Source organism: Comamonas sp. w2-DMI (genome assembly GCF_040187735.1).
Taxonomy (GTDB): domain Bacteria; phylum Pseudomonadota; class Gammaproteobacteria; order Burkholderiales; family Burkholderiaceae_C; genus Comamonas; species Comamonas terrae.
In genome coordinates this window covers 62567-89418 of the sequence record NZ_JBANEL010000004.1, presented here as the reverse complement: position 1 = coordinate 89418, position 26852 = coordinate 62567, and the positions used below count along the sequence as shown (strand labels likewise).

The window sequence follows — 26852 nt, the reverse complement described above, 5'->3', positions numbered from 1 at the left end:
AGCATCGTAGAATGCCGTTATTAAGAGTAGAACTGCTACGACACGGAAGTGCCTAAGCCTTCGTGCAGTGCGTGTGATGTGCAAAGGAGTAGGTCCCATGAAAACTCAGGCTACCCTCGTTGTTTTAGCTGCGGCATGGGCCTTGGGCTCAGGCGCTGGCTTTGCAAAAGAAAGGCTGCCTGCGGTTGCGTATGTCAGCCTTGTGGTCGGGCAGGTGTCTCTTGTCCGCTCCAATGGAGAAGCTTTGCCAGTACAGCGGGGCTTGAACTTGCATGAAAGTGACCGCCTTGTGACCGGTGAGGATGGCATGGTCATGGTGGTCTTCGTCGATGAGGGGCGAGTGGCACTGCGTTCAGGATCCGAGCTTCTTATCCGCAAATACAAATACGATACGGTCGGCGCTGATTCCGATCTGCAGCTTGAGCTTCTCAAGGGGACGATGCGGCAGATCTCAGGCAAGGCTGCAAAGCGACAACCCGAGCGCTATCATCTCAACACGCCTGTTGCGGCGATTGGTGTGCGCGGCACTGATTTTCTGGCCAAGGCTGACAATACGGCAGTACGTACCTATGTACATGAGGGAGCTATCACAGTTCAATCCAGGTTGGCTCCACAAGAGCCGGTGCTGAGTAAGGCTGGTGAAGGGCGATATCTCATGGCCTATGGCGAAGGCCACTTAGAGCAACACGCTCTGAAGCTGGCCGAGCTGGAGCAATCCTTCAGTATTCAACTGGCTCCTTCCGCGGGGGGGGGGAGGGGCAGTTGCCAAGAATCAGACACGCACCTCAGCAGGTAACTCTGATGATGCAAGTGCATCCACATCAGTGCTTGTGACCCGAGCCTCGGCATCTGTGCAAACTGCTCAAAGCTCAGATTGGGCAGGGCTCACTTTGACGAAGCCTGAACTGCCTCCCGCGGGGAGCGGGAAGCCGGATGTTCCAGACCGTGTTGTGGAGCTGCCAGAAAAACAGTTCACCACTTTGGTTTGGGGTAAGTCATATGAAAACCCTAAATCACTGCCGTTGACGCTTCCTCTTTCCTACGCTAACGCGAGCGCTGGCCGTGCGGTGACTGTAGGTGAGCCCCTGGCCTATGCTTTGTGGCGTGAAGGTGCGGCGGGGACTCCTATGGCGGCAGGTCTCAATGGTACGGCCAACTTCGCGCTGACCGCTGGAGAGGGCTACTACACATCAACTGCAGGAAATGTGCAGACAGCGCTGCTTAGCGATGCTCGGCTGCAGGTGAATTTCGGCCGTTCTCAGTTCCAGACCAGCATGAATATCAGTACAGCTGGTCTGCCTGGCCAACGACTGCAAGTTGATGGAACCATTAATACGGATGGTATTTTTTTGGGGCGTACGCCTACTCAGCGAGTGGCGGGTGCACTTAGCCTAGACGGTGCTCAGGCAGGATACCTATTTCAGGTTGATGCTACAGGTGGCGCTTATAAAGGCATTACGCTGTGGAACAAAAAATAAGACGAGGATTGCGTGGAGCTTCATAGAGCGGTTGCGGCTCCCGCAGGAGGGGTGCAGCGCTGGGTGTGGCTGATGCTATTGCTTGCGGGGGGCATGGCCGCATGGCTCTCCACCTTGGGCTTGGCACAGCGCTCAGATGGGCAGATTCATGACTTGCTCAGTAGTTGGCAGCCGGTGCATGAGGCTCCAGCCGGCATCACTGTCATTGATATTGATGAGCGCAGCTTGCAGGAAATTGGCCCATGGCCTTGGTCGCGTGAAGTCATTGCAGAACTGGCGCATAACCTGAGGGAAAAGGGAGCACGGCTGCAAGTTTGGGACATGTTTTTTTCCCATGCCACCTCCTCCGATGCTCGGTTGACAGCAGAAATGGTGCGCCCTGATGCAGTGATTGGGGTGGTTCCAGTTCTTGATGCATTGGTCAACAACCCTCCACATGAGGGGCAGCTTGGTAACGATACGACTGCCCCTGGTCTGTGCTCCAAACATGCTCAGATACGTGGCTATCTAGGCATGGCTCCTGCACTTGCAAAAGCAAAGGCCGGACATTTGGCGGCTACACCGGATGTGGACGGCCGCCTGCGTCGTTTGCCTGCAGTGCTCTGCCTTCAGGCTGGTTCGGAGAACTTGCGCATTTCGCAGCTGGCTTTGGCTGCGGCGGAAGCTAGTGAACCGCTGCAGCCTTGGCAGATGCGAGAAGGTCAATGGCCTTGGGAGCCCGCCCATTGGTTGGAGCGAGGGGAGTGGCAGTTTGCGATTGACCAAGACGGCTACTTGAATATCCCTTACCGGCGGCCTCATACCCAATGGCCGGCCGTCAGTGCTAGCCGTGTGCTACTGGATGAGCCTAGCCTGCCATCGCTCAAAGGGCAGATCGTTCTTGTTGGCGGCACGGCCTTGGGGGCTCGCGACATTGTCAGTACCCCCTTTCATCCTGGGGCACCTGGTGTCAGCGTGCACGCAGAATTATTGGCTGCAGCTATTGGTCCCCGCAGTGGTTGGGGTGCCAATTTGCCGCGCGCACCAGCCTTAATGGCTGCCATCATAACCATGCTGGCCGGACTCTGGCTCATCCCGTTCTCTCGCACAGGCTACAAGCTGACGGCATTGGTGCCAGGGCTTGCGATTGGTTTGCTTGCACCTATTGGCTTGGCTTGGGCGGGACGAGCAGTGCTTGGCGCTGTGTTTCCAATTACTGCTCCTGTGTTGGCGCTGCTTGCCTACGCGATGGTGATTTTGGCGCTGTTAATGCTGTTGCTGCGCCGCCAGACGCAAGCATTGGCTCAGCATCTGCAGAGCTTTCTTCCTCCACGCTTGGCGCAGCAGATTGCGACCCAACTGCCGACAGGACAAAGCTTGGGCCAATCTCATACTGGTGTCTTGGCAGCAGCGCGTGTAGATGGATTGGCACGCTGGGTCGGGCGCGTTGACAGCCTGCAATCCTTGGCTTTGATCCATGCAGTACACACTACCGCACTGCGCACGGCCCTCCAATATGGTGGACAACTAGAACATGCGCAGGGCGATACTCTTTATATGAGCTGGCCTGATGCCAGTGCATGTGCCCAGGCCTTGGCCTGTATGCAAGAGTTGCATCGCCAGCTGGAGCCAATCCTCGAACACAACGCCTTGGAGGAAGCTCCTCTACTTTTCTATGCAGCCATGGAAAGCGGCTCTTATCTCCTGGGCGTTGTCGGAGCACAGGGAGGGCGGCGCAGTGTGTTGCTGGGGCCGGCGGCTAACGATGTGATTGGTATTTTAGACATCAGTGCCGAGCTCGATGGCCCCATTTTGCTGGGACCCAATGCGGCGCAGGCCTTGATAGCCAGTGGCAATACGGCTCTGCAATCTTTAGGGCAATTCTTGCTGTTCGAACAGGCTGGAGCTCGGCTCATATATCGCGCCGTCAATTGATCCATGGGCCTCAAGCAATTTACTTTCGCCACGGTTTGCGGCGTTTTTCTGCTGTGGGGCGATCATGGCATGGCACAAGAGTGGGAAATGGATCAATCCATGGTTTCGCCCTCCATTGCACCGCAGCAAGTGCCTGCTTCTTGTGACGATTTACCCGCGGGTAGCGACGAAGAACAGCAGGCGCGTGAGGTTTGCATACTCCATGCGCAAGTACAAAAAGCACTTGAGCAACAGCAATGGCTCGAAGTGGAGTTGTTGCTCGAACGCGTTCTCATGTATCAGCCCAACGACGCTGAAGCCATGCTGCAACTGGCTATGGTCTTGGCGGTGCGTGACCGCACCGCCAGCGCCAAGGCTTTGGTTGAGACGCTGCGCGACGATGAACGCACTTCAGAGGGGCATCGTCTGCGTTTGCAGGCCATGCTGGATAATGAGGATCTCCGGGCCTCCGCACAAGCGGTGAATGCTGCTGTGCACGGCAGCCAAGCAGTAACTCAGCTCATCTGGAGTGTGGGGCGCAGTAGCAATCCAATGGCGCGCTCCAGCGCCGACAGCATCACGCTGACATTGCCCGATGGTGATATGGCTCTTGCGCTCAGTGAAAAGCCTCGAAGTGCAACCACCTTCAATACCTTACTCTATCAACGCTGGGCCAATGGACTGGAAATGCTATTGGGCACCCAGAGCGCCAATCTATCAGGAACCCATACCGGTGCACGTATTGCATTGGCGGGGCCTCTGGGCTTGTCTGAGCTACTGTTCTGGAACCTCTCCAGCCAGCAGAGCCTGGATGGTGCACGCCGGGATGTGGCCAGCGTGCTTTGGTCACCTTCACGCGGAGTCGCCGCAACTTCGCAGGCGCTATACAGCCTGGGGGTTTTTTCCGAAAACCAGAGCCAGCGGCATGGCTTGCTGTTACGGGTCCAGGCGGGATTGGGTCAATGGCAGCAAGGCCAAGTCAGCCTTCAGCTGGATGGTTGGGCAGAGTATGAATACAGCCTCAATGCAACTCCTAGCGCCGTGCGCACGGGAATCCAGGGAAATTGGGGGGTCGGTCAGGGGTGGCAAGTCCAGAGCTATCTCTATGCTCAGCAAGACTTGAAAGGCTATAGCCCCTTGTTGCGCCACAATCAGGCGCGGCAATTGTTGACAGGCTACCTCGCGTTTGAGAAACAATGGCCTGAGGTATGGCTGGGGGGGCGTTTGAGCTCCAGCCTCTACCTCTCGCGTCGTTGGAGCAACCTTGCCCTATACCAATGGCAGGATCGTGGCATCAGCCTGAGTTGGAAGCGTAGTTGGTAACGCATTGGCAATGCGACGTCCCCCCGGATTTGAGTAGCGTCTGACTCTGGAGTCCAATCCCGAAGACAGGAGATTGGACGTGAAAAAGAGATTTACAGAAGGACAGATCATTGGCTTCCTGCGAGAAGCAGAGTCTGGACTGCCAGTGGCAGGGCTGTGCCGTCGGCACGGTTTCTCTGAGGCCAGCTACTACCTCTGGCGTAACAAGTTCGGCGGCATGAGCGTCTCGGACGCGAAACGGCTCAAGGAGCTGGAGCTTGGCAACGCCCGTCTCAAGCGGCTGCTGGCCGAGTCCATGCTGGAGAACGAGGTGACGAAAGAAGCCTTGAGAAAAAAGTGGTGAGCGCACCTGCACGGCGCGAGCTGGTGCGCCACATGATGGGCTGCGGACTCAGCGAACGCCGCTCACTGCTCGTCATCGGCATGAGCGCCAGCGCCTACCGTTACAAGCCCGCTGAAGACTGAAACGATGCCTTGAAGGACAAGATCATCGCTCTGGCGCAACGCCATCGCCGTTACGGCGCTGGCATGATCTATCTCAAGCTCAGGCAAGCTGGCGAGATCGTCAACCACAAACGGGTGGAGCGACTGTATGTCGAGGCTGGCTTACAAGTAAGGAAACGCAAGCGCAAGAAGATCCCGCTGGCCGATCGCCACCCGCTACAGCGTCCGATGACAGCCAACCAAGTGTGGTCGATGGACTTTGTCTTTGACCGCACGGCCGAAGGACGCAGCATCAAGAGCCTGACGGTAGTCGATGATGCGACCCACGAGGCGGTAGCCATCGTGGCCGAGCGGGCAATGGGTGGCAACCAGTTGGTGCGCGTCCTGGATCAACTCGCCATTACAAGGGGACTGCCCAAGGCGACCCGAACTGACAACGGCAAGGAGTTCTGCGGTCGAGCCATGCTGAACTGAGCCCACGCCAGGGGTGTTCAGTTGTTCCTCATCGAGCCTGGCAAGCCCAACCAGAACGCCTACATCGAATCGTTCAACGGCCGCTTCAGAGAGGAATGCCTGAACGAACATTGGTTCACCAGCTTGGCACATGCTACAACGAGGAGCGGCCGAAGAAGGCCCTCGGCGGACTGACCCCGGCAGCTTATGCCCAAAGGCTGATGCACAACCCGTTAAATTAATCCCCGGACTCCAAAGCCCTGTGCTACTGAAAACGGGGGATGTCGGGGCGTGCACAGTCACGCGCTATGGGCGGGCGGTGCGATAGATTGATTTGTGGCTTCTTTGCAACGCGTGGCGGGCATATGGTGGTGATATGCAAACACGACTCTTCGACGGAATGAGCCGCTTTGGCGGCATTGGCCGCGTTACCTCTTCCTGAGGGCTTGCTCTCTGAGAGCCCAAGCATTGCCCTTGCAGGAGCGCAGGACACGGAACAAGGTCGTCTTGGTGGATAAATTGCCACTCGGAAAAAGTGCATGCTTCCGTGCAATGCTGGGCCATAATGCGTCGCTGACGCTTCGGGTAGGGAGGCTGCTCCCTGAGGCAATTGGCTTTTTGTGTGATCGCCATCACCAAAACAGCTTGGCATGGCCCCATATACCCCGGAGAATCGCCCATCAACTGCCAGCCAAGTCAGGTCGGTGGTTGGTTTTTTTCATTAGGAGCTCTTCAATGGCAATGACCCAAACCCAAAAAACTGACGCTTATCAGTTCTTTATCGTGGCATTCGGCGCTGTGACCGGCGTGGAATACATGAACCAGCTGAACGATGCGTACGGCGCTGGCATGACGACCAAGCAGATCGTGAACGTTTACACGACCAAGCCGCAGTTCACTTCCCAGTACCCCACCTTCCTGACGAACGAACAGTTCGCTCAGAAGCTGATCGCCAACGTTGTGGGCTCCAGCGCCTCCGCCGAAGCCAAGGCAGGTGCCGAAGCCGACGTGATCGCCTCCCTGAACGCCGGCTGGACCCGTGGTGATGTGATCTTCCAGATCTTCTCCAACCTGGCCGCCAAGCCCCATGACGACGCCGAATGGGGCAACACCGCCAAGATGTTTGCCAACAAGGTTGCTGTTGCCCAATACCTGACGGAAGTCAAGATGGTCAACACCGAAGACCTGGGCGTCCTCTCGGGCTACCTGGCCAACGTGACGGCCGAGTCCGACACCTCCTCTAACGAAGCCATCGAGCAACTGGTGACCGTTCCCGGCACCAACGACACCGAACTGGGCCTGGGCAAGGACAACATCGTTGCCACTGAAGCCGGTCTGACCTTCACGGCCGGCCTGGCACAGGCTGGTACGCTGGGCAACGTTTCCAACACCCTGGAAAGCGGTGACTCCATCATCGCCAAGGGCGAAGGCAACAAGCTGGTTGCTGACCTGATCACTACCGTTACTGGCGGTATCCCTGTGGGTCCAGCCATCAGCGCCACGACCCAGAACGTGCAAGTGGTCGAGCTGCGCGCTCAGACGACCAATTCCGATATTCTGGGTGGCGTGCACCCCAACTTCTCGCACATCGATGCCGAGAACATGGCAGGTGTCAAGGAGTGGTGGACTGTCAACAGCCGCTCCGACATCCAGATCGAAGACGTGCGCACTCGTCCTGAAGACACTCTGATCGGCATGCGCAATACCGATCCCGAAGTGGGCTTCCGCGTGTACTTCGACCCCGAGCAACTGAAGAACGGCACTACCGTCAAGAACTCGGCTCTGACCCTGACCCTGGACAAGATCAGCGCCCCTGGCGACCTGAGCAACAACGTCTTCAATGGCGTGAAGTTTACCCTGGGCGGCAAGTCCATCACCCTGCAGTCCGACGCCATTGGCGCCGCGACCACCCATGCCGAGCTGCTGGCCGCGCTGGAAGCTGCTGCTGCCAATAATGCCGACCTGGCTGGCGTGACCTTCAAGCTCAATGCAAACAACACCATCACCCTGACCGATGCCGCTGGCAAGGAATTCGGCACAGGCAGCTGGCTGACCCCCACCGGCGATATCCCCGCCGCTGGCGACTTCAAGTGGAACCAGGCGGTGGGCGAGCCCGAGCGCGGCACCGAACTGATCTCCACCAATGTCGAACTCGACAATGTGGGCCGTACCAGCGCCGGCGGCGTTCTGGACATCGGTTCGCTGGGCGATGGCGGCGTGCAGAAGTTCGAAGTCAATGTGGATCGCTCCAGCTGGCTGACTGAGATGAAGTCTTCCGAACACCTGGGTAACGGCCCTCGTAAGTTCCTGGAAGTGGTCAACCTGCACAGCAAGGGCGCCAACGGCAACCTGACCGTGGGCACCAAGGTTGCCACCCGTCTGGACGGCCGCGTGGAAAATGGCCTGAACGATGTGCGCGTGGTCGATGGCTCCGCATTCAAGGGCAACCTGAACCTGGGCATCACTCTGACCAACGACGCTCTGGGTCGCTACCTGGACAAGGCAACCGCTCCCGTGGAGTTCAAGTACACCGGTGGCCAGGGCAACGACATCATCAACCTGAACGTTGCAGATGTCGTGTCCGAAGACCCCGACTTCGTGCTGAACGTCAACGCCGGTGCTGGCGATGACCGCGTGGTTCTGGCTGGTGCAACCCGCCTGGACTCCACCAGCGTGGATGGCGGTACGGGCAACAACACCTTTGTGGTGAGCACAAGCGTGGGCATGGATGCCAAGACCACGTTCAAGAGCTTCGCCAACTTCCAGAACTACGAAGTGGAAGGTGCAGGCTCCAGCCATGACTTCACGGCTCTGCACGGCGTGCAGAACGTGGTGGTGGCTACCGATGCGGGTGCTTCGACTACGCTGCGCAACCTGCCTTCTGACATCGCCAAGGTGTCGCTGTCGGGCAAGAACCAGACGATCGGCAATGACAACAATGCAAATCAGGCTTTCAATGCTCTGAATGTGGTTGCGGCCAAGAGCGACACTCTGACAGTGTCCCTGGACAATACTGCCCGCGTGGATGGCAAGCTGACGCTGAATACTCTGAATGTGGCGGATCAAAACACCACCAACCTGAGTGCCGTGCGTACGCTGAACGTTGTTTCCAACGGCGCTCGCCAGACCAGCAATGAGGTGACAATCATCAACGCTGAGAAGGTGGGAACGTTCAACTTCTCCGGTACCCAGGCTCTGACGGCTGGCATCGCTGCTGCTTCCAACACGACCGGCCCCGTCGCTGGTGTGACCGACCTGAAGGTGGACGCTTCCGCGCTGACGGGTAACTTCCATCTGAACCTGAACTCGGCTGTTGCCAACGTCGTGGACGCCAACAAGACCGTGAACCTCAAGGGTGGCGCTGGTGCCAAGGACGTGCTGGAGTTCACTGCTGGCATCAACACCACAGCCAAGACTACTGTGTCGGGCTTTGAAACTGTGTCGTTCCATGGCGGCCAGTTCAACGCGGTGAACACCACTGATGTGGAACTGTACAAGACCGACGGCGCTACGCTGAAGGTGACCAACCTGCGCGGCGTGGAAAATGTCGAACTGGGTTCGTACAATGCACAGACTCTGGCAGGTGTGAACGCGGGTGGTGCTCAAGTCTTCCAGACCAATGCCGTGAGCAATGACTCGGCACTGAACCTGACGGCCAAGAGCGCTTTTGGTGGTGCGCAAGAAATCAGCACCCATGGTTTCACCACGCTGAACCTCAAGCTGGACTCTTCGCTGACTCAGCCTCTGGCTCAGAAGCAGTACGACCTGAACTTGGAGAAGGTGGCGGTTGACACCAACGGTAATCCCGTTGTTGTGACCAGCGGCGGTGCTGCTGCTTACGCCAATGCTGCAGCGGTGCCTACCACTGACTTCACCAAGGCGAACCTGACCAATGTGGTGGTTACTGGTGGTTCCAGCACGGCTACCACCGTGCAGGACTCTCTGGCACTGCACACCTTGTCGGCCGGCGTCAAGCTGGTGGATGTGTCGGGTTACAAGGGCGTGGTGTCCGCTACCCTCGGCGATGCACTGAAGACAACTATCGGTACCACCGACTACACCACTGGCAACACCGTGGTCAAGGTGGGCAGCTTCGGCATCGACTTCACCGATGGCGATCACACTGGCGGTGCTAACGAAGCTGACACCGTGACCACCTTCCAGTTCACAGCCGATGCTGCCAAGAACGCCGCTGGCGATGCCAACTTCCAATGGAAGATCTCTGGCTTCCAGGCTATCCACGAAGGTACTGGCTCGCTGAGCAACCTGACAGTGCTGGACCTGTCGGCCCTGGGTATCCACGGCCTGGCTGACATCCAGATGTCTCAAGCCGGTGGTTTGGGTACCGACGTGGTCATCCACGGCAATGGCACCCACAACTTCGAGATCGTGCTGTCTGGCGTGAACGACATCACCAAGCTGGACCTGGCTAACTTCAAGTTCGCCGTCTAATCAGCGGCTAGCAAGGCTGCCGGCATGCTGGTAGTCTTGCCGTCCTGACCAGGCCGCGCTCTGTGCAAACGGGGCGCGGCCTTTTTGTTTTTAGAGAGAAGGTTCTTATGAGCGATACCCTAGACCTGTTCAAGCAGCCCCGCGCCCTCGATAGCGCCGCCCATCGCCAGCTGCGCTATGCCGCCAGCCAGCCCTATCACTTTGCCGCCCAGCAGCTGTTTGCGCCCATTGTCTCGGGCGAGGCCGATATGGTGGCGCGCGAGTACGCCATTGTGTTTTCGGACCAGAGCGGCTCCCTGCCCCTGGCCCTGCTGGGCCGTGCGCGTGGCCACAACGCCTATGTGCGTGACTCCGGTCACTGGATGGCACGCTATGTGCCTGCGCATTTCCGCCGCTACCCGTTTGTGATGGCGGAATCCACGGCTCCCGGCGCCGAGCAGGCCGAAGGCGCCTCGGCCATCGAGCATATCGTGGTCATCGATGCGGATGCGCCCCACCTTGGTGCCGATCAAGGCGAGCGCCTGTTTACCGATGACGGCCAGCCCACGGCCGTACTGCAGAATGTGCAGCGCGTGCTGCTGATGATGGAGCAAGACAATCAGCGCACGCTGGGCCTGGTGGCCCAGCTGGAAGCGGCGCAACTGCTGGTGGAGCGCCAGGTGGTGGTGGCCAGCAAGCACGGCCAGCCCGTGGGTCTGCAAGGCTTGCGCGTGGTCGACTTCGAGCGCCTGGACGCGCTGGATGACGCCACCCTTGCCGCCCTGCAGCGCAGCGGCGCGCTGGATCTGATCTATGCCCACCGCGTCTCGCTGGCCAATCTGCAGGACAGTGTGCTGGTGGACAACGAAGCTGCAGCGCCCAGCACCAGCTCGGGCAGCATCAGCTTCGACGGCATTGACTGGAGCAAGTTCTGATTTGCTGCTCAAAGCCCAGGCTATAATGCGCGGCTTCGTTTGAAGTCTTTTCCCTGTTTTCCCCGATAGCTCAGTCGGTAGAGCGACGGACTGTTAATCCGCAGGTCCCTGGTTCGAGCCCAGGTCGGGGAGCCAATGAGGCAGGCTTCAAACAATGTCAGTACACATGCATGCACGGCATTCGCCCATGTGGCTCAGTGGTAGAGCACTCCCTTGGTAAGGGAGAGGTCGCGGGTCCGATTCCCGCCATGGGCACCACCATATTCACCGGCCTGCGCCATGCGCAGCGCCGGTTTTTTGCTTTTCTTACTCCTAATTTTTTATCCCAAGGAAGCTATCCCGTGCCCAGGCTCATGGCGGTTTGATGCGGTTTTTTTGCCACGGATGCGGGGTTTTAATTTCTTATATGAAATTCATATAGGAATTGCTGCTAGACTGCGCGCCAGACATGGATGACATTCTTCGCATTCCCTTGAACGTGACGCCGCAGCAAGCCATGCGCTTGCAGGCTTTGCAGCACGGTTTTGCACGGTTGTGCAATGCGCTGGCACCTGTGGTGCGCAGCACCAGGGTCTGGAACCGGGTGGCATTGCACCATTTGACCTATCGCCAGTTGCGCGACGAGTTTCCCGAAATGGGTTCGCAGATGGTGTGCAATGCCATTTATTCGGTGTCGCGAACATGTCGGGTGGTGTTTCAGCATCCAGCAAGCCCTTTTCATCTGGAGCGCTTGGGCGATGCGGGCCTGCCGCTGCTGCGTTTTGCGGATACCTGCCCGGTGTATTTCGACCGCCATACGTTGAGCCTGAAGGATGGGCAGTTGTCGATGTTCACGTTGGATGGGCGAATGCGCTTTCAGCTGATGCTGGATCCGCGCGACGAAACCCGTTTTCAGCAGCAGAAGATGCGCGAGATTGTGCTGGAAGGGGATGCTGAGCGCGGTTATGCCTTGTCTTTCCTGTTGGGTGAGGCGCAGGTGCAAGGTCACAGCGATCCGGTGGCGGAGATTCCTGAATACATACTGGTTGAAGAGTCGATATGAGAACGAATCAGAGCGAAGATGCAGAGTTGCGCGCGGTGCTGGCGCAGTTGCGCCCTTATTTTGTGCGCACGGCATGGTTCAGCGTGTTTTCTGCCGTGCTGGTGCTGGCACCTTCAGGATATATGCTGGAGGTATATGACCGTGTGGTGAACAGCCGCAGTCATATGACGCTGGCGATGCTGACGCTGGCGGTGATTCTGGCGTATGTGTTGCTGGAGGTGATGGAATGGGCGCGTGCGCATGTGATGTACGAGGCAGGCGAAGCCTTTGACAAGCGCATGCGCAGGCGCGTGTTTGATGCGGTGTTTCAGGCTGGAGCCCAGCGTTCGGCCCTGGGCTCGCAGCAGGCATTCAATGATTTGCGGACAGTGCGCGACTTTTTTCACTCGCCGTCGATATTGGCGATTCTGGAAGCTCCTGTTGCCTTGCTGATGGCCGTGCTGCTGTTTTTGATCAGCCCCTATTTGGGAGTCTCTGCCCTGGTCTTTGGCACGATACAGGCTCTGGTGGCTTGGCTCAATGAGCGCAGCACCAAGCCGCCGCTGATGCAGGCTAACCAGACGGCCATTGAGGCGCAGCGCTATGCGGATGGAGCCTTGCGCGATGCCGAAGTGATTCACGCGATGGGCATGCTGCGCAGCTTGCATTCGCGTTGGGTGCAGCGTCAACGCAAGTTCTTGCAATTGCATGCGCAGGCATCTCAGGCAGCTGGTGGCTTTCAGGCGGTGACTCGCCTGGTACAGAACACTTTGAGTTCGCTGCTGCTGGGGCTGGGCTGCTTTCTGTTGCTGCATAACGATTTGCATGGTGGCCCAGGCATGATGATCATCGGCTCAATTCTGGGAGGGCGCATGTTGGCGCCACTGGTGCAGGTGGTGGCCCAGTGGAGTGGGGTAGTGAACGTTCGCGATGCCTGGGGCCGTCTCTCCAAACTGTTGCAGGCGGTGCCAGCACAGGCTCCAGCAATGCCTCTGCCTGCCCCGAAGGGCGCGGTGCGTGTGGAACAATTGGTGGCCGGAGCCCCGGGCTCTGCACAGCCCATCATCCGTGGCGCACAGTTTGAATTGCAGCCCGGCGATGTGTTGGCCGTGGTCGGGCCTTCCGCGGCGGGTAAGACTACTTTGGCGCGCTTGCTGGTTGGATTGTGGCCGTCCATGAGTGGCAAGGTTAGGCTGGACGGGGTGGATCTTTACGGCTGGGACAAGGCTGAGGTTGGTCCGTACATCGGCTACCTGCCCCAGGGCGTGGAGCTATTTGAAGGATCGGTGGCTGAGAATATCGCCCGCTTCGGTAAACCGGATCAGGAACTCGTGGAGCAGGCTGCACGAGCTGTAGGCCTGCATGAGCTGATTTCCTCTCTGCCGGGTGGCTATGAATGCAAGGTGGGGCCTGGTGGCGTTCGCCTGTCTGGCGGTCAGCGTCAGCGCGTGGCTCTGGCCCGAGCCTTGTATGGCGAGCCGACTTATGTAGTGTTGGACGAGCCCAATTCCAGCCTGGATGAGGAAGGCGATGCAGCCCTCGCGCGAGCTATTGTGCAGGCGAGTGCAAGGGGCGCCACGATTGTGGTGATCACGCACCGTACCAGCGTTTTATCCGTGGCCAGCAAGCTGTTGGTGATGCGTGATGGTCAGCAGCAGGCCTTTGGTCCGCGCGATGAAGTGTTGGCAGCGTTGAATGCCGCTTCGCGTGCGCCTGCTGGAGGTACTTTGGCGCGTGCCGCGTAAATCTTTGCCGACTGGGCCGGCTTGCCTGTTTTTTTGAAAGATCACATTAATGAGTGCTCCTGCTTTTTTTTGAGCGCAGTGAACTGACGCGCGCGCTATGGCTGTTTCGCCGGGAGTTCGTGCTGGTAGCGGTGCTGAGTATGGTGGCGAATGTGCTTATGTTGGCGCCTACGCTGTATATGCTTCAGGTCTTTGACCGGGTGATGGTCAGTCGCAGCGAGCTGACGCTACTGGCGATGTCGCTGATCACGCTGTTTCTGTTTTTGGTTATGGCTGGGGCGGAGTGGATGCGCTCCCGCGTACTGGTGCTCTCGGGACAACGTCTCGATTCGGTGCTGAGCTCCCGAGTCTTTCATGCCAGCTTCGAGACCAATTTGCAGCAGCCGGGCGTGGCATCGACACGGGCTTTTGGCGACTTGGTGCAGTTGCGTCAGTTTTTGACGGGACAAGGCATTTTTGCGTTGTTCGATACACCCTGGACACCTGTTTATATGGCGGTGCTGTTTCTGCTGCACCCTATGCTTGGTTGGGCTTCGATTGGCTTTGCACTGGTGCAGGGGGCCTTGGTCTGGTTCGGTCACCGCAAGGCGGTGGCTCCTTCGGAGAGGGCGCAGGAGGCGAGCAGAGAGTCTGCGGAATATCTGCAGGGCAAGTTACGCAATGTCGAGGCACTGGTGCCCATGGGTATGGTGGAGAACCTGAGAGGACATTGGCTCAAGCGCTACGAGAAGATGTTGGGCGCACAAAGTCATGCGCATGATGTGAGTGAGCGTCTGGCTGTGATCAGCAAGTTCATCCGTTATACGCAGCAGTCGCTGGCATTGGGATTGGGGGCGCTGTTGGTGATTGATGGCCAGCTGTCTCCGGGCGCGATGATCGCGGCCAATGTGCTGATGTCTCGTGCGTTGGCCCCCATTGATTCGCTGGCCAATGTCTGGAGGGCATTCATGGGAGCTAAGGGGGCATTTGACCGGCTGGAGAAGCTTTTGCAGGACAACCCAGGACATGATCCTGCTTTGTCGCGTACAGCACCTTCGGGGCGGCTGGGCCTGCGCAATGTGGTAGCGGTGGCATTGACGCGTGAGCAGCCTATTTTGAAAGGCGTGAGCCTGGATGTGGAGCCGGGAACGGTCACGGTGGTGTTAGGACCGTCGGGGTCGGGTAAATCGACGCTGGCCCGCTGCATGGTGGGAACCTGGCCTCATATGAGTGGAGAGGTGCTGCTGGATGAGCGGCCGCTGGCAGGTTGGAACCGCGATGAACTGGGGCCGTTTATCGGCTATTTGCCTCAGGACATTGAATTGTTTGATGGCTCCATCGCCGAAAACATTGCTCGCATGGGTGAAGTGGATGCCGATCGGGTGATTGCTGCTGCTCAGGCCTCAGGTCTGCACGAAATGATTTTAAGTTTTCCCAAGGGCTATGACTCTCCAATAGGAGAGAACGGCGGGCTCTTGTCTGGAGGGCAGCGTCAGCGTATTGGCTTGGCCCGAGCGATTTATGGTGAGCCACGCCTGATCGTGCTGGATGAGCCTAATGCCAACCTGGACGATGTGGGCGAGGCAGCGCTGGTGAAGGTGGTGGGAGAGCTGAAGGCCAAGGGCAGTGCCGTGGTCTTGATCAGCCACCGGCCTGGAGTGCTGGCGGTTGCAGATCGGTTGGTGGTTCTGAAGGACGGGATCGTGCAGGCCGATGGCGCGCGTGATGTGGTGCTGCAGCGTTTGCGTGCCGCAGCAGCTCCTGCTGGTAGGACCGAAGGTATGTCGGCGCTCGCTTAATTTCGCTTCTTTGGCATTTTTCCTGGAAGGCTTTGGGTCCTTCCCTTTGTGAGTTTGATATATGGCTAACTCCTTGATTTCTGAAAATAAAGACTTGCTACCTGCAGCTCCCACGGATGCAGCGGATGCTGCGGCGCATGGGAAGACGGATCTGGGCCGCGCCGGGCGCGTAGGCCTGTGGGCGCTAGGTATCGGATTTGGTGGTTTTTTGCTGTGGGCTGCTCTGGCTCCTTTGGACGAAGGGGTGCCAGGACCGGGGACGGTGGCGCTGGATACCAAGCGTAAGGCGGTTCAGCATTTGAGCGGCGGCATTGTTCAGCAGGTGATGGTGCGCGAGGGCGATGAGGTGCGTCAAGGCCAAGTATTGATCAAGCTCGACGATGCGGTGGCTAAAGCAAACTATGAGGCGGTGCGCCAGAGTTATTTTGGTGTGTTAGCCACTCTGGGGCGACTGCAGGCGGAGCAGGCGGGTATTGCCAAGATTCAATTTGCTCCCGAATTGCTAGAGGCAGCCTCTAAGGATGTACAGATCCAACGGTTGGTGCAGAACCAGGAGCAGCTTTTCGTGGCGCGCCGTGCGCAATTGAAGGCGGACCTGCAGTCAATTGAGGAAAGCATTCAGGGCCAGCAAGGACAGCTGCAGGCTTACAAGATGATGGCCGAAAGCCGCAAGGGGCAGCTGCAGTTGCTGCAGGATGAACTAAGTCCACTGCGCGAATTGGTCAAAGAAGGTTATGCCCCCCGTAATCGCCAACTGGAGCTAGAGCGCTCCCAAGCGGATATTCGTACCTCTATGGCGGATCTGCAGGGCAATACGATGCGTGCGATGAGCAGTGTGGCGGAGTTGCGCCAGCGTGCGCTGTCGCGGCAGCAAGACTATCGCAAAGAGGTTGAAACCCAGTTGGCCGATGTAAGTCGCCAGGCGCTGACTGACGGCGAGCGCTATCGGGCGGTGAGCAATGATCTGGAGCGCACAGAGATTCGTTCTCCGGCCGATGGCCAGGTGGTGGGGTTGGCGGCACAGACGGTGGGTGGCGTGATCCAGCCGGGTCAGAAGTTGATGGATATTGTGCCAAAGGGAGCGCCGCTGTTGCTGGAGGCTCACGTGGCTCCACACATGATCGACCGCGTGCGTGCAGGCATGCCCGTGGACGTACGATTTTCGTCATTTGCCAATTCGCCACAGCTGGTGGTGCAGGGGAAGGTGGAGTCGATCTCGGGAGACTTGTTGTCGGATCCCACAGGGACCAATTCGTATTATCTAGCGAGAGTGGCGGTGACCGGCGAGGGGCTTAAGCGCCTAGGCCAACGTCAGTTGCATCCTGGCATGCCGGTTGAAGTGATTTTTAAGGGTGGAGAGCGTACTATGCTGACCTACCTGTTGCATCCGCTGACCAAACGTCTGGCTGCGTCCATGACGGAGGAGTGAACGTATGCACCGTTTGCAATCCATGAATAGTGTTGTTGTGGCAAATGGCAAGAGCAAGTCGCTGGTAGTGCGTAACTGTACGGCCTTGGTCATCGGTATGCTGTTAGCACCTGCCTGGGCTTTAGATTTGCGCCAAGCTTATGAGGCCGCAGAGCGTAACGATGCGAGTATTCGTGCTTCACGTGCAGCGGCAGATTCTGCGCGAGAGAAGCTGCCCCAGGCCAAATCTCAGCGGCTGCCCAATGTTTCTTTCAATGCGGGGGCCAACCGCAATAATCTAAGAACGAGTACGGATTCCATTTACGGGCCGGTTTCCTATACCACCAACTACAATAGTAACAATCAGGTATTGCAGTTGCGCCAGCCGATTTACCGACCCTATGTCAGTGCCTTGGTGAGCCAGGCCGAAGCCCAGGTTGAAGATGCAAATGCTTCTCTGGAGCGCGATGAGCAAAGCTTGGTTGTACGGGTTTCGGAAGCATATTTCGATGCCTTGCTGGCACGAGCACAACTGAATTTGATAGCAGCCCAGAAGGCCGCTTATGCAGTACAGCTGGCCGCTGCTGAAAAGGGATTCAAGGCTGGTACGGGCGTGCGTACGGATATCGATGAAGCCCAGGCGCGTGTCGATATGTCGCGGGCCCAGGAGTTGGAGGCTGCACAGAATGTGGAGTTCACGCGCCGACGCATGGAAGTGCTGGTGGGCAAGCCTGTGGATGCGTTAGCGGACTTGGATGTGCAAGGATTCAAGCCAGCGCCCCCTGCGCCGGCGAACTTGGAGGATTGGATTGCCAGAGCTGAGGAAGCCAGCCCGCAATTGCGCGCGCTGCGCGCACAGTTTGACGCAGCGAAGATGGAAATTGAAAAAGCCAAGGCAGGTCACAAGCCAACGCTGGATGCGGTGGCAGGCTGGTCGCGCTCGGATAGTGATACCGTGACCAGCGTGAACAATGTCTACAACCAGAAGTTCATTGGTGTGCAGCTGACGGTGCCGTTATATGCAGGGGGATATGTTAATTCGACCGTGCGCCAAGCTGTGGCAGATAGCGAGCGTGCGCGTGAAGCCATGGAGGCGACTCGGCTTGACCTGGGAACCAAGGTGCATGAGCAGTACCGCGCGATGACCGAAGGCGTACTGCGCATTGCTGCATTGGAGCAAGCGGTTCGTTCGGCGCAGCAAGCGGTGGAGTCCAGTCGTAAATCCTTTCAAGCCGGTGCACGTACGACGGTAGATGTGCTCAATGCCGAACAACAGCGCACTACGGCCCTGCGTGATTTGGCGCAGGCCCGCTATGCCTACCTGCTTGCACGTATTCGCCTGCAGTCCCTCGCTGGTCAGGATCGCTGGGCCAGTGTGGATCAGGCGAATGCCAGTTTGGTTGTAGAGCGGTAGCCGTGTTATTGCATGTGTGAGTCCATTCGCCGATTGGTTGTATCCATTGTGAGCCATGGTCACGGTGCGCAGGTACAGCGTCTGATGGAGCAGATGGCTTGTTACAGCGCGGACCATATTGCGCGCGTAGTGGTAACGCATAACGTGCCAGAGCCCGAGCTGCGTGAACCTGCGAGTGGGTGGCCTTTCGCGGTACAAGTAGTGTGCAATAACCAACCACAAGGTTTTGGTGTCAACCACAATCAGGCTTTGTGCGAGGCCTTTGAGCCATTTGTCTGTGTACTCAATCCAGATGTTGAGTTGATTGCCGAGCAGGAGCCTTTCGAAGCCTTGCTGAAGGCCGCAAGCCAGCCTGGGGTAGGCTGTGCCTATCCCCAGCAACTAGATGGAGCGGGGCAAGTACAAGACAGCGAGCGGGAGACGCCAACGCCATTGGCGTTGTGGCGGCGCATGGTGCTTAGGAAACCGCAGAAGCAGGTGGATTGGGTTAATGCAGCCTGCATAGTGCTGCCCTTGCCTGTCTGGCAGGCAGTTCACGGCTTCGATGAAGCTTATTTCATGTACTGCGAGGATGTGGATCTATGTCTGCGCGTGCGTCTGGCAGGCGGCAGACTGCAGCGCGCCGAGGCTAGTGTGGTGCATGCGGGACAGCGTGCCAGCCACCGTCAGTTTCGACATTTGTTGTGGCATGTGCGCAGCCTGCTGCGGCTGTGGACCAGGCTGATCGTACGGCATGCACCATAATCGTGACCCATTGAGTTATTGAGCTTTGCCATGTCGTTGATCTTGATGTCGCTTACCGTGCTATGCGTGGTCGGTATTTCTTTGGGGCAATTGCTTTTCAAAAAAGCTGCTTTGGCTTTGTCCGGGCAGGTGCATTGGACGGCCTGGATTTTCAATGGCTGGCTGATTGTGGCCTTGGTCTTATATGGCTTCACCACGCTGCTGTGGGTCTGGATATTGCGCAGTGCTCCCTTGCATTTGGCATATCCGTTTATGGGGATGGCCTTTGTTTTGGTGCCATTGCTTGGATGGTTGGCTTTAGGTGAGCCTTTGCACTGGCAGACGATGGCGGGTGGGGGGCTCATTTTGATAGGAGTGACTCTGGCTGCACAGGGGGGACAATGAAGGGTATGCGTATTGCTGTAGCTATTCCTTGTTACAAGGTGGCGCGGCATGTGATGGATGTGATTGCTGCCATACCATCATGCGTAGAGCGCATCTATGCTGTAGACGATGGTTGTCCGGAAGGAAGCGGTGCCTTTATTGAGCAACATTGTGCAGATACGCGGGTACAAGTCCTATACAACCCGGAGAATCAGGGGGTAGGCGGCGCCGTCGTGACCGCATACAAGAAAGCCATCGTTGATGGCTTCGATGTGGTGGTGAAGATCGATGGTGATGGTCAGATGGATCCGCGTTTGCTTCCGTTGTTTGTGAAGCCCATTGAACTTGGCTTAGCTGATTATACCAAGGGCAATCGATTTTTTAGACCAGAGTCGGTACGCGGCATGCCTACTATTCGATTATTCGGCAATGCTGGTCTATCTTTTTTGACAAAGCTTAGCTGCGGCTATTGGGGAATTATGGACCCAACAAATGGCTATACGGCGATCCATATTGCTGCTTTGAGCGAGTTGCCGCTGGAGAAATTAGAAAAACGATATTTTTTTTGAGAGCGATATGCTTTTTCGTCTCAATACATTTCGGGCTGTTGTACGAGATATTCCAATGGACTCCGTATATGCGGATGAGGAGTCCAACTTACATGTGGGGCGTGTACTTCCAGAGTTTTTGTGCAAGCATTTTTCCCGGCTGTGGCGACGCTATGTCTACAATTATCTGATACGTGATTTCAATGTGGGAACGATTTACAGTATATTGGGTTTCTGTCTGCTATCGATAGGAATTATGTTTGGCGGTTGGCATTGGATACGGAGCGTCTGGCAGGATATGCCCGCCACTAGTGGCACGGTCATGCTGGCGGCTTTGCCGATCATTATCGGCATTCAGTTATTGATTGCTTTTTTGCACTATGACGTTGATAGTGCGCCGACCGAGCCCTTGAGCCGTGTGCTGGGCGCACTCCCACCGAATGAAGAAGGCGGTGGTGAGTCCATGCAGAGTACGCGCTGATGTTGGCGGATATGGACCTAATCTGGGATATGCAAGATGCCTATGGCATTTCTGCATGGGCATTGCTTATTTGCGCAATTGGTGCGGTGCTTGCATACCAGCTTTTAGGTTGCATGCTGTGGCGGCTGGTGTGGTGTAAGGTAAAGGAGGCTGTGATTTTGCCTCCATTAATGATACTTTTTTTTCAGCAGGTGTTAGGCATGGGGGGGGGCCATGCTGATTCTGTTGGGTTTGGCATGCGCTGAAAGCTTTCATACGCAGGGGCTTGGGATAGCAAGTATCGCTATTCTAGGCGCAGGCCTATGGATTGCATTCAGGCGCAAGACCTTTGCTGGCTTGCCCAACATAGGGTTGCAGGATGTTGCATGGTGGGAGTGGCTGGCACTGTTAGGCTCGGCGATAGCTGTCATGATGATGGCTTGGCGGTTCCCCGGTCATTGGGATGACACGGCATACCACCTACCGCTGGCTCGTACGATTGTGGAGCATCAGGGACTGGTGGCCAACGAGTGGCTACGCTTTCCTTATTTTCCTGCATATGCGCAGCTGTTGTTTGCTGCTGGTTTGCTACTTGATGCTTCGCTGGCTCAGTGGCTGGCCACATGGCCGGTGGTGATGACCTTACTCGGGTTGATGGGCGCTTCGCGGTGGCTGGCCGGGCATGCTGTTTGGGGATGCGTGGCTTGGTCGCTATATGTTTCCCGTCCGATGGTGAGTCAAATCCTGGGGTTTGCCTATGTAGATGAAACATTGGCGCTCCTATGTATGGCTGCATTGCTGGCAGCCGCAGTGTGGGTGCAGTCCGAAGCCTCCAACCGTCAGCGGTGGCTGATTCTGGCGGGTATGTTCGCGGGGCTGGCTGGGGGAGTCAAACTGCACGGGGTTGTGGCTGCGGCGGCGATTGGGTTGGGGGTTCTGTGCTTCTCAGGCTCTGTCCGGCAGGCCCTGCGCAATGGCTGGTGGTATGGCTTATGTTGTGTTTTAGTCGCCGGATTCTGGTATTTACGTAGTTACTGGGTGACAGGGGATCCCATTCATCCGGCAGGTGGCCGGTTTTTTGGCTTTTATCTTTGGACACCACAGGATTTAGCTAATCAAATGGCAGAGCAGGCGACGCACGGTGTTCCTCGGCACTGGGTAAATTTCGGAGCTGCATTGGCGCAAGTCGAAGTGTTATTTCTATTGGCGTTGTTTGCTTTGCCACTATTTCGCTTCTGGCGCAAACCCGTGTGGAAGCTGATCTGGCTGGTCCTCTTAGTTTTGCTGCTGTTCTGGTTTTGGACCAGTCAGGTTGATCGCTATTTAATGCCTGTGCTACCTTTGGGCTCATTGGCAGTTTTGATGTTGCTTAAGGAGTCGCTGACTTGGCTACAGAGAAGATGGCAACTCCAGGAGTGGCAAATCTCCCTGGTAGGTCTTGCATCCAGCACCAGCGCACTGTTAGTTACTGGACATTTTTTATGGACAGCTTGGTCGGATTTTCGGGACAGGCCTTCGATGCAAGCACAGCAGCAAGCGCGTAGCGAGGTGGTATTGTTGCAGCATGCAGCGGAATTGCGAGCACAGTTTGGTAACCGGATATTGAATTTTGGTTACGAGAACGCAGTATTCCACTACACGGGCCAGTTGATTGGAGATTGGTTTGGCATTGCCTCCTTTTTTCGCGCTGCGGAATGCTCGGTAGGATGCGAGCTGAATTCTGTGCAGAAGGTAGAGCACGTCATGCGCACTCTGGATGCTCCAATGGTATTGATCCATTCGAAGCGTTTTCGTTTTAATGAAGCAGAGTTCTCTTCGCGTTTCAAGCTACTCGAGAAGCGAGGGGATGCTTATCTGTACTCTCTACCGGAACAAGCCACACAGGCAGCCGATAGTCCTGTATTGGCCCCGGGGTGAGTTGCATGCGGCACAATCCTACTTTTTGATTTCAGAACGTTAGCATCATCATGACCACCCCCACGATTGCCCCCCGCGACAAAGCCGAAATCCTCGCCCAGGCGCTGCCCTACATCCGCAAGTTCCATGGCAAGACCATGGTGATCAAGTATGGGGGCAACGCCATGACCGATCCCGCCCTGCAGGCGGACTTTGCCGAGGACGTAGTGCTGCTCAAGCTCGTGGGCATCAATCCGGTGGTGGTGCATGGCGGGGGGCCGCAGATCGAGACCGCGCTGAATCGTCTGGGCAAGAAGGGCGAGTTCATCCAGGGCATGCGCGTGACCGATGCGGAGACCATGGAAGTGGTGGAGTGGGTGCTGGCCGGCGAGGTGCAGCAGGACATCGTGGGCCTGATCCATCAGGCCGGCGGCAAGGCCGTGGGCCTGACGGGTCGCGATGGCGGGCTGATTCGCGCCAAGAAGCTCAAGATGGTGGACAACAAGGATCCCAACATCGAATACGACGTGGGTCAGGTGGGCGACATCGTGTCCATCGACCCCAGCGTGGTGCGGGCCCTGCAGGACGATGCCTTCATTCCCGTGATCAGCCCCATCGGCTTCGGCGAGGAAAACGAGAGCTACAACATCAATGCGGACGTAGTTGCAAGCAAATTGGCAACTGTGTTGCAAGCTGAAAAACTGGTGCTTTTGACCAACACTCCCGGCGTGCTGGACAAGGGCGGCAATCTGCTGACTGACCTGACGGCGCGCGAAATCGACGGCCTGTTTGCCGACGGCACGATTTCGGGCGGCATGCTGCCCAAGATCAGCGGTGCGCTGGATGCGGCCAAGGCCGGCGTCAATGCCGTGCACATCATCGATGGCCGCGTGCCGCATTCCATGCTGCTGGAGATCCTGACCGACCAGGCCTATGGCACCATGATCCGCAGCCATTGAAGCCGGGACGGGCGCCGCCACTGGCGCCCCCCGGGGCCGTCAGGCTGCTGGCGAAACGGGAACGCGGAAAGCGTTACCATCGTCGGGGCCCTGTGTGACGGTATGGACTGAGCCGCCTTCAGGGCGGCTTTTGTTTTGGAGCTAGGTAGGACTTTATGCGTTTGCTTCTGGTGGAAGACGATGTGATGGTGGCCAGCGGTATCAAGCTGGGTCTGACCGACGCGGGCTATGCCGTCGACTGGGTGGGCAGTGCCGAACGGGCGCTGGAAGTGCTGGCCCAGGAGGCCTTCGACGTGGCCGTCATCGACATCGGGCTGCCGGGCATCAACGGGCTGGAGCTGACGCGCCGGCTGCGCAACAGCGACATGGAAAGCAAGGCCATGCCGGTGCTGATCCTGACGGCGCGCGATGCGCTGCAGGACCGCGTGCATGGCCTGGACCTTGGCGCGGACGACTACATGGTCAAGCCCTTCGAGCTGCCGGAACTGCTGGCACGCCTGCGCGCGCTCATGCGCCGCTCGCAGGCCGCGACCTCGGCAGTGCTGACCTTCGGCCAGATCGAGCTGGACACCGCGGGCCGCCGGGCCGGTGCACGCCAGCCGCCGCAGGAGGGCGAAGCCGAGGGCAAGCTGCTGCCCATCGACCTGGGGCCGCGCGAGTGGACGGTGCTCGAGTACCTGCTGCTCAACGCCCCCAAGCCCGCGAGCAAGGAAAAGCTGCTGCAGGCGCTCACGGGCTGGGACCGGGAGATCACGCCCAATGCCGTGGAGGTCTATGTCTCGCGCCTGCGCAGCAAGCTGGAGCCCCATGGCGTGGCGCTGCGCTCGATCCGCGGCTTTGGCTACCGGCTGGAGCTGATGCCGGAGGCCGCCTGAAGACAGCAAACGGCATGGTCGAATAAATGATAGCTGCCAGCGCTTGCTACATATTGGTTTCAATGGAAAATCATGTTGAAACTAACGAATAGAAAGCGTCAGCAGCTATCTTTATGTGACTGACTGCCAGGCCGTACAGAACCGGCGAACATCAAGCCTTCTCTCTATTTCCGCCCATGACCGCCAATCTGCGCTTTCGCCTGCTGGTGCTGCTGCTGGTGCCGCTGGTGCTGCTGGCGCTGATGGGGGGCTGGTTCGGCTATACCTCGGCCGACGAGGCCTCGACGCAGCATGACCAGCGGCTGATGCGGCTGCTGCCCGCGCTGGCCGATTCGGTGCTTGCGCCTTCGATTGCCGAGGGCACGCCGCCGCTGGTTTCGCTCACGCCGGCCATCGAGGATTTTCTGCGCGGGCAGGGCGACGAGGTAGGCTATGCCATTGGCGATCTGCAGGGCCATGTGGTCGCGGGCGACACCTGGATCAAGTTCGACGTGCCCACCACCTCGCTGGCCGAATTCCACAGCCAGGAGCATGACGGCGTGACCTACCGCGTGGCCGTGCTCAAGGCCGAGACCTATGGCGCGGGCGAACTGGTCGTCATGCTGGCCGACAGCAGCGATGTGCGCCAGCAGTGGGTGCGCCAGCTGCTCACGCATGTGCTGCTGCCCAATCTGCTGCTGATCGCCGGGGCGGCCGTGGCCATCTACTGGTCCGTGAGCCGCGCCTTCAAGCCGCTGCACAAGCTCACCCAGGCCGTGGAGCGGCGCTCGCCGCGCGATCTCAGCCCCATCGACGAGCAGACCACTCCTGCCGAAGTGCGCCCGCTGGTGCGCTCCCTCAACCGGCTGTTCGCGCTGGTCAATGCCCAGGCCGAGGGGCAGCGCCGCTTCGTGGCCGACGCCGCGCACCAGCTGCGCACGCCGCTGGCGGCCCTGCAGGCCCAGGTCGAGGCCTGGGCGCTGAGCGCCGAAAGCGCCCAGCGCGCCGCCCGCCGCAAGGGCGAAAGCGAGGCACCCGTCATGCTGACGCTGGCCCAGATCGAGCAGCTGCGCGACGCCACGCGGCGCACCTCGCAGCTCGCACGCCAGCTGCTGGCCCTGTCGCGCGCCGATGCGCGCAATGCCGAAGTGCAGCCGCTGCAGCAGGTCGACCTCAAGGAGCTGTGCGAGAGCATGCTGGAGACCTTCATCGACCGTGCCTCGGCCAAGGGGCTGGATTTCGGGCTGGAGACCGAATCCGTTTCGGTCTGGGGCCATAGCTGGCTGCTGCGCGAACTGGTCTCGAACCTGGTCGAGAACGCCGTCAAGTACACGCCCGAAGGGGGCAGCGTCACCCTGCGCTGCGGCCGGCGTGCCAAGCCGCTGGGCAGCGACGATGCGGTACTGCTGGCTTCGGCGCTGTCCGGCTGGGCGTTTGTCGAAGTGGACGACGACGGCCCCGGCGTGCCCGTCGAGGAGCGCAGCCAGATCACCCAGCGTTTTTACCGCGCGCAGGGGGCAGTGGGCGAAGGCACGGGGCTGGGCCTGGCCATTGCCGATGAAATCGCCCAGCTGCACCAGGGCGTGCTCAGTTTCGACGAAGGCAGCAGCCACAGAGGGCTGCTGGTGCGGCTGGAGCTGCCAATCGAGCTTTCAGCGGATGGCAATAATGACGGCCGGGCAAACTCCGGCCATTGAATTCTCGGTTACGCTCGGTGGCTGGTGAGAGCGGCGGTTGCAAGCCGGCGGCGTGCACACGCGAGTAGCGCACGCTTCGTGCCCGGGCCTGGCGACCCGCCGACAGAGGGCAGCCATGCGCTTTCGGCGCCGGGGGCTGTGAGAAAATTGCTAGCAAATACTGAATCGCCTATGTCTGAGTCTGAAGTCCTGTCGCCTGAGCCCCTTTCCGAAACCCATGCACAGGACACGCCTGTCGCGCCTGCCATGGCTCCGGCTCGCAAGCGCCCCAAGCCGGGCGAGCGCCGCGAGCAGATCCTGCAGGCCCTGGCCTCCATGCTGGAAAAGCCGGGCGCAGAGCGCATCACCACCGCTGCGCTGGCCGCCCATCTGGGTGTGAGCGAAGCCGCGCTGTACCGCCATTTCGCGAGCAAGGCCCAGATGTTCGAAGGCCTGATCGAATTTATCGAGCAGTCCGTGTTTGCATTGGTACAGCAGATCGTGGGCCGCGACCTGCCCGACGAGCACGGCGCCCTGGAGGGCGCGCGCAATGCCAACCGCGTGATCGCGCTGCTGCTGCAGTTCGGCGAGAAGAATCCCGGCATGGTGCGCGTCATGGTGGGCGATGCCATCGTGTTCGAGCACGAGCGCCTGCAGGCGCGCATGAACCAGTTCTTCGACCGCATCGAATCCACCCTGCGCCAGTGCCTGCGTCCGGCCGCCGGTGCGCTGGGCTCGAATGCGCCCACCGTGGAAGCCCAGATCGCCGCCAGCGTGCTGACCTCGTTCGCGCTGGGCCGCCTGCAGCGCTATGCGCGCTCGGGATTCCGCCGCCTGCCCACCGAGCACCTGGAAGCCAGCCTGGCCATGATGATGGTGGTCTGACTTTCCGTATGGCCATGCAGCTGCGCCCGGACTGCGCCGCACGCAAATAGCGCCGCAGCAGGGTGGCCTCTCTTGAGGGGCTGGGCAATGAAAAAACGCCGCAACCTTCTGGGTTGGCGGCGTTTTTTTCAGGGATAGAGGGCA

The 26852-nt window shown here is 58.5% G+C and carries 19 protein-coding genes, 2 tRNA genes and 2 pseudogenes; all 23 read left to right on the top strand.

All coding sequences use genetic code 11. From position 1 onward, the window contains the following. Nucleotides 1–97: 97 nt before the first annotated feature. The 23 genes and pseudogenes from V8Z74_RS06175 to slmA all read left to right on the top strand — a co-directional run bounded on the left by V8Z74_RS06175 (nt 98) and on the right by slmA (nt 26708). Nucleotides 98–796, top strand: coding sequence for a FecR family protein (locus tag V8Z74_RS06175; protein ID WP_349708552.1), 699 nt, complete (start codon nt 98–100; stop codon nt 794–796). 94 nt (nt 797–890) lie between these two features. Further along, nucleotides 891–1478 carry a hypothetical protein gene (locus V8Z74_RS06170; RefSeq protein ID WP_349708551.1) on the top strand — a complete coding sequence of 196 codons (588 nt, stop codon included), beginning with the start codon at nt 891–893 and terminating at the stop codon, nt 1476–1478. 93 nt (nt 1479–1571) lie between these two features. Next, nucleotides 1572–3392 (top strand): CHASE2 domain-containing protein, encoded by a 1821-nt coding sequence (locus V8Z74_RS06165; protein WP_349708550.1) that lies wholly within the window; start codon nt 1572–1574, stop codon nt 3390–3392. Between the two features lie 3 nt (nt 3393–3395). Further along, nucleotides 3396–4694 (top strand): tetratricopeptide repeat protein, encoded by a 1299-nt coding sequence (locus tag V8Z74_RS06160; protein ID WP_349708548.1) that lies wholly within the window; start codon nt 3396–3398, stop codon nt 4692–4694. A 79-nt stretch (nt 4695–4773) separates the two neighbouring features. Further along, a pseudogene (locus tag V8Z74_RS06155) lies at nt 4774–5833 on the top strand (IS3 family transposase). 493 nt (nt 5834–6326) lie between these two features. Further along, a complete protein-coding gene (locus V8Z74_RS06150) occupies nt 6327–10043 on the top strand; it encodes a hypothetical protein (RefSeq protein WP_349708547.1) in 3717 nt (1238 codons plus the stop codon). A gap of 107 nt (nt 10044–10150) precedes the next feature. Then, nucleotides 10151–10957: a SapC family protein gene (locus V8Z74_RS06145; RefSeq protein ID WP_349708545.1), complete on the top strand. Its 807-nt coding sequence runs from the start codon at nt 10151–10153 to the stop codon at nt 10955–10957. A gap of 59 nt (nt 10958–11016) precedes the next feature. Then, nucleotides 11017–11092 (top strand) — tRNA-Asn (locus V8Z74_RS06140). Between the two features lie 48 nt (nt 11093–11140). Beyond that, a tRNA-Thr gene (locus V8Z74_RS06135) sits at nt 11141–11215 on the top strand. A gap of 190 nt (nt 11216–11405) precedes the next feature. Further along, nucleotides 11406–11999: a hypothetical protein gene (locus V8Z74_RS06130; RefSeq protein WP_349708544.1), complete on the top strand. Its 594-nt coding sequence runs from the start codon at nt 11406–11408 to the stop codon at nt 11997–11999. After that, nucleotides 11996–13723 (top strand): type I secretion system permease/ATPase, encoded by a 1728-nt coding sequence (locus tag V8Z74_RS06125; protein ID WP_349708542.1) that lies wholly within the window; start codon nt 11996–11998, stop codon nt 13721–13723. Before V8Z74_RS06130 ends, V8Z74_RS06125 begins: the two co-directional genes overlap by 4 nt. Before the next feature lie 53 nt (nt 13724–13776). Beyond that, complete coding sequence (locus tag V8Z74_RS06120; RefSeq protein WP_349708540.1) at nt 13777–15501, top strand: type I secretion system permease/ATPase; 1725 nt, start codon at nt 13777–13779, stop codon at nt 15499–15501. 61 nt (nt 15502–15562) lie between these two features. Then, nucleotides 15563–16930, top strand: coding sequence for an HlyD family type I secretion periplasmic adaptor subunit (locus tag V8Z74_RS06115; protein ID WP_349708538.1), 1368 nt, complete (start codon nt 15563–15565; stop codon nt 16928–16930). A gap of 4 nt (nt 16931–16934) precedes the next feature. Continuing rightward, a complete protein-coding gene (locus tag V8Z74_RS06110; RefSeq protein WP_349708537.1) occupies nt 16935–18323 on the top strand; it encodes a TolC family outer membrane protein in 1389 nt (462 codons plus the stop codon). Nucleotides 18324–18335: 12 nt separating this feature from the next. Next, nucleotides 18336–19067: a glycosyltransferase gene (locus V8Z74_RS06105; RefSeq protein WP_349708536.1), complete on the top strand. Its 732-nt coding sequence runs from the start codon at nt 18336–18338 to the stop codon at nt 19065–19067. Between the two features lie 30 nt (nt 19068–19097). Further along, nucleotides 19098–19451 (top strand): DMT family transporter, encoded by a 354-nt coding sequence (locus V8Z74_RS06100; protein ID WP_349708535.1) that lies wholly within the window; start codon nt 19098–19100, stop codon nt 19449–19451. Between the two features lie 5 nt (nt 19452–19456). Further along, nucleotides 19457–20459 (top strand): annotated as a pseudogene (locus tag V8Z74_RS06095) (glycosyltransferase family 2 protein). Further along, nucleotides 20459–20704 (top strand): hypothetical protein, encoded by a 246-nt coding sequence (locus tag V8Z74_RS06090; protein WP_349708533.1) that lies wholly within the window; start codon nt 20459–20461, stop codon nt 20702–20704. The pseudogene V8Z74_RS06095 and the gene V8Z74_RS06090 overlap by 1 nt, the downstream one beginning before the upstream one ends. Beyond that, nucleotides 20673–22355: a hypothetical protein gene (locus tag V8Z74_RS06085; protein WP_349708531.1), complete on the top strand. Its 1683-nt coding sequence runs from the start codon at nt 20673–20675 to the stop codon at nt 22353–22355. Before V8Z74_RS06090 ends, V8Z74_RS06085 begins: the two co-directional genes overlap by 32 nt. A gap of 50 nt (nt 22356–22405) precedes the next feature. Continuing rightward, complete coding sequence (argB, locus tag V8Z74_RS06080; protein WP_349708530.1) at nt 22406–23293, top strand: acetylglutamate kinase; 888 nt, start codon at nt 22406–22408, stop codon at nt 23291–23293. Nucleotides 23294–23448: 155 nt separating this feature from the next. Further along, entirely contained in the window at nt 23449–24168 is a 720-nt protein-coding gene (locus tag V8Z74_RS06075; protein WP_066476006.1) for a response regulator transcription factor, read from the top strand. Nucleotides 24169–24344: 176 nt separating this feature from the next. Next, entirely contained in the window at nt 24345–25844 is a 1500-nt protein-coding gene (locus V8Z74_RS06070) for a sensor histidine kinase (RefSeq protein ID WP_066476008.1), read from the top strand. Between the two features lie 171 nt (nt 25845–26015). After that, nucleotides 26016–26708 (top strand): nucleoid occlusion factor SlmA, encoded by a 693-nt coding sequence (gene slmA, locus V8Z74_RS06065; RefSeq protein ID WP_349708528.1) that lies wholly within the window; start codon nt 26016–26018, stop codon nt 26706–26708. The last annotated feature ends 144 nt before the right edge of the window (nt 26709–26852 follow it).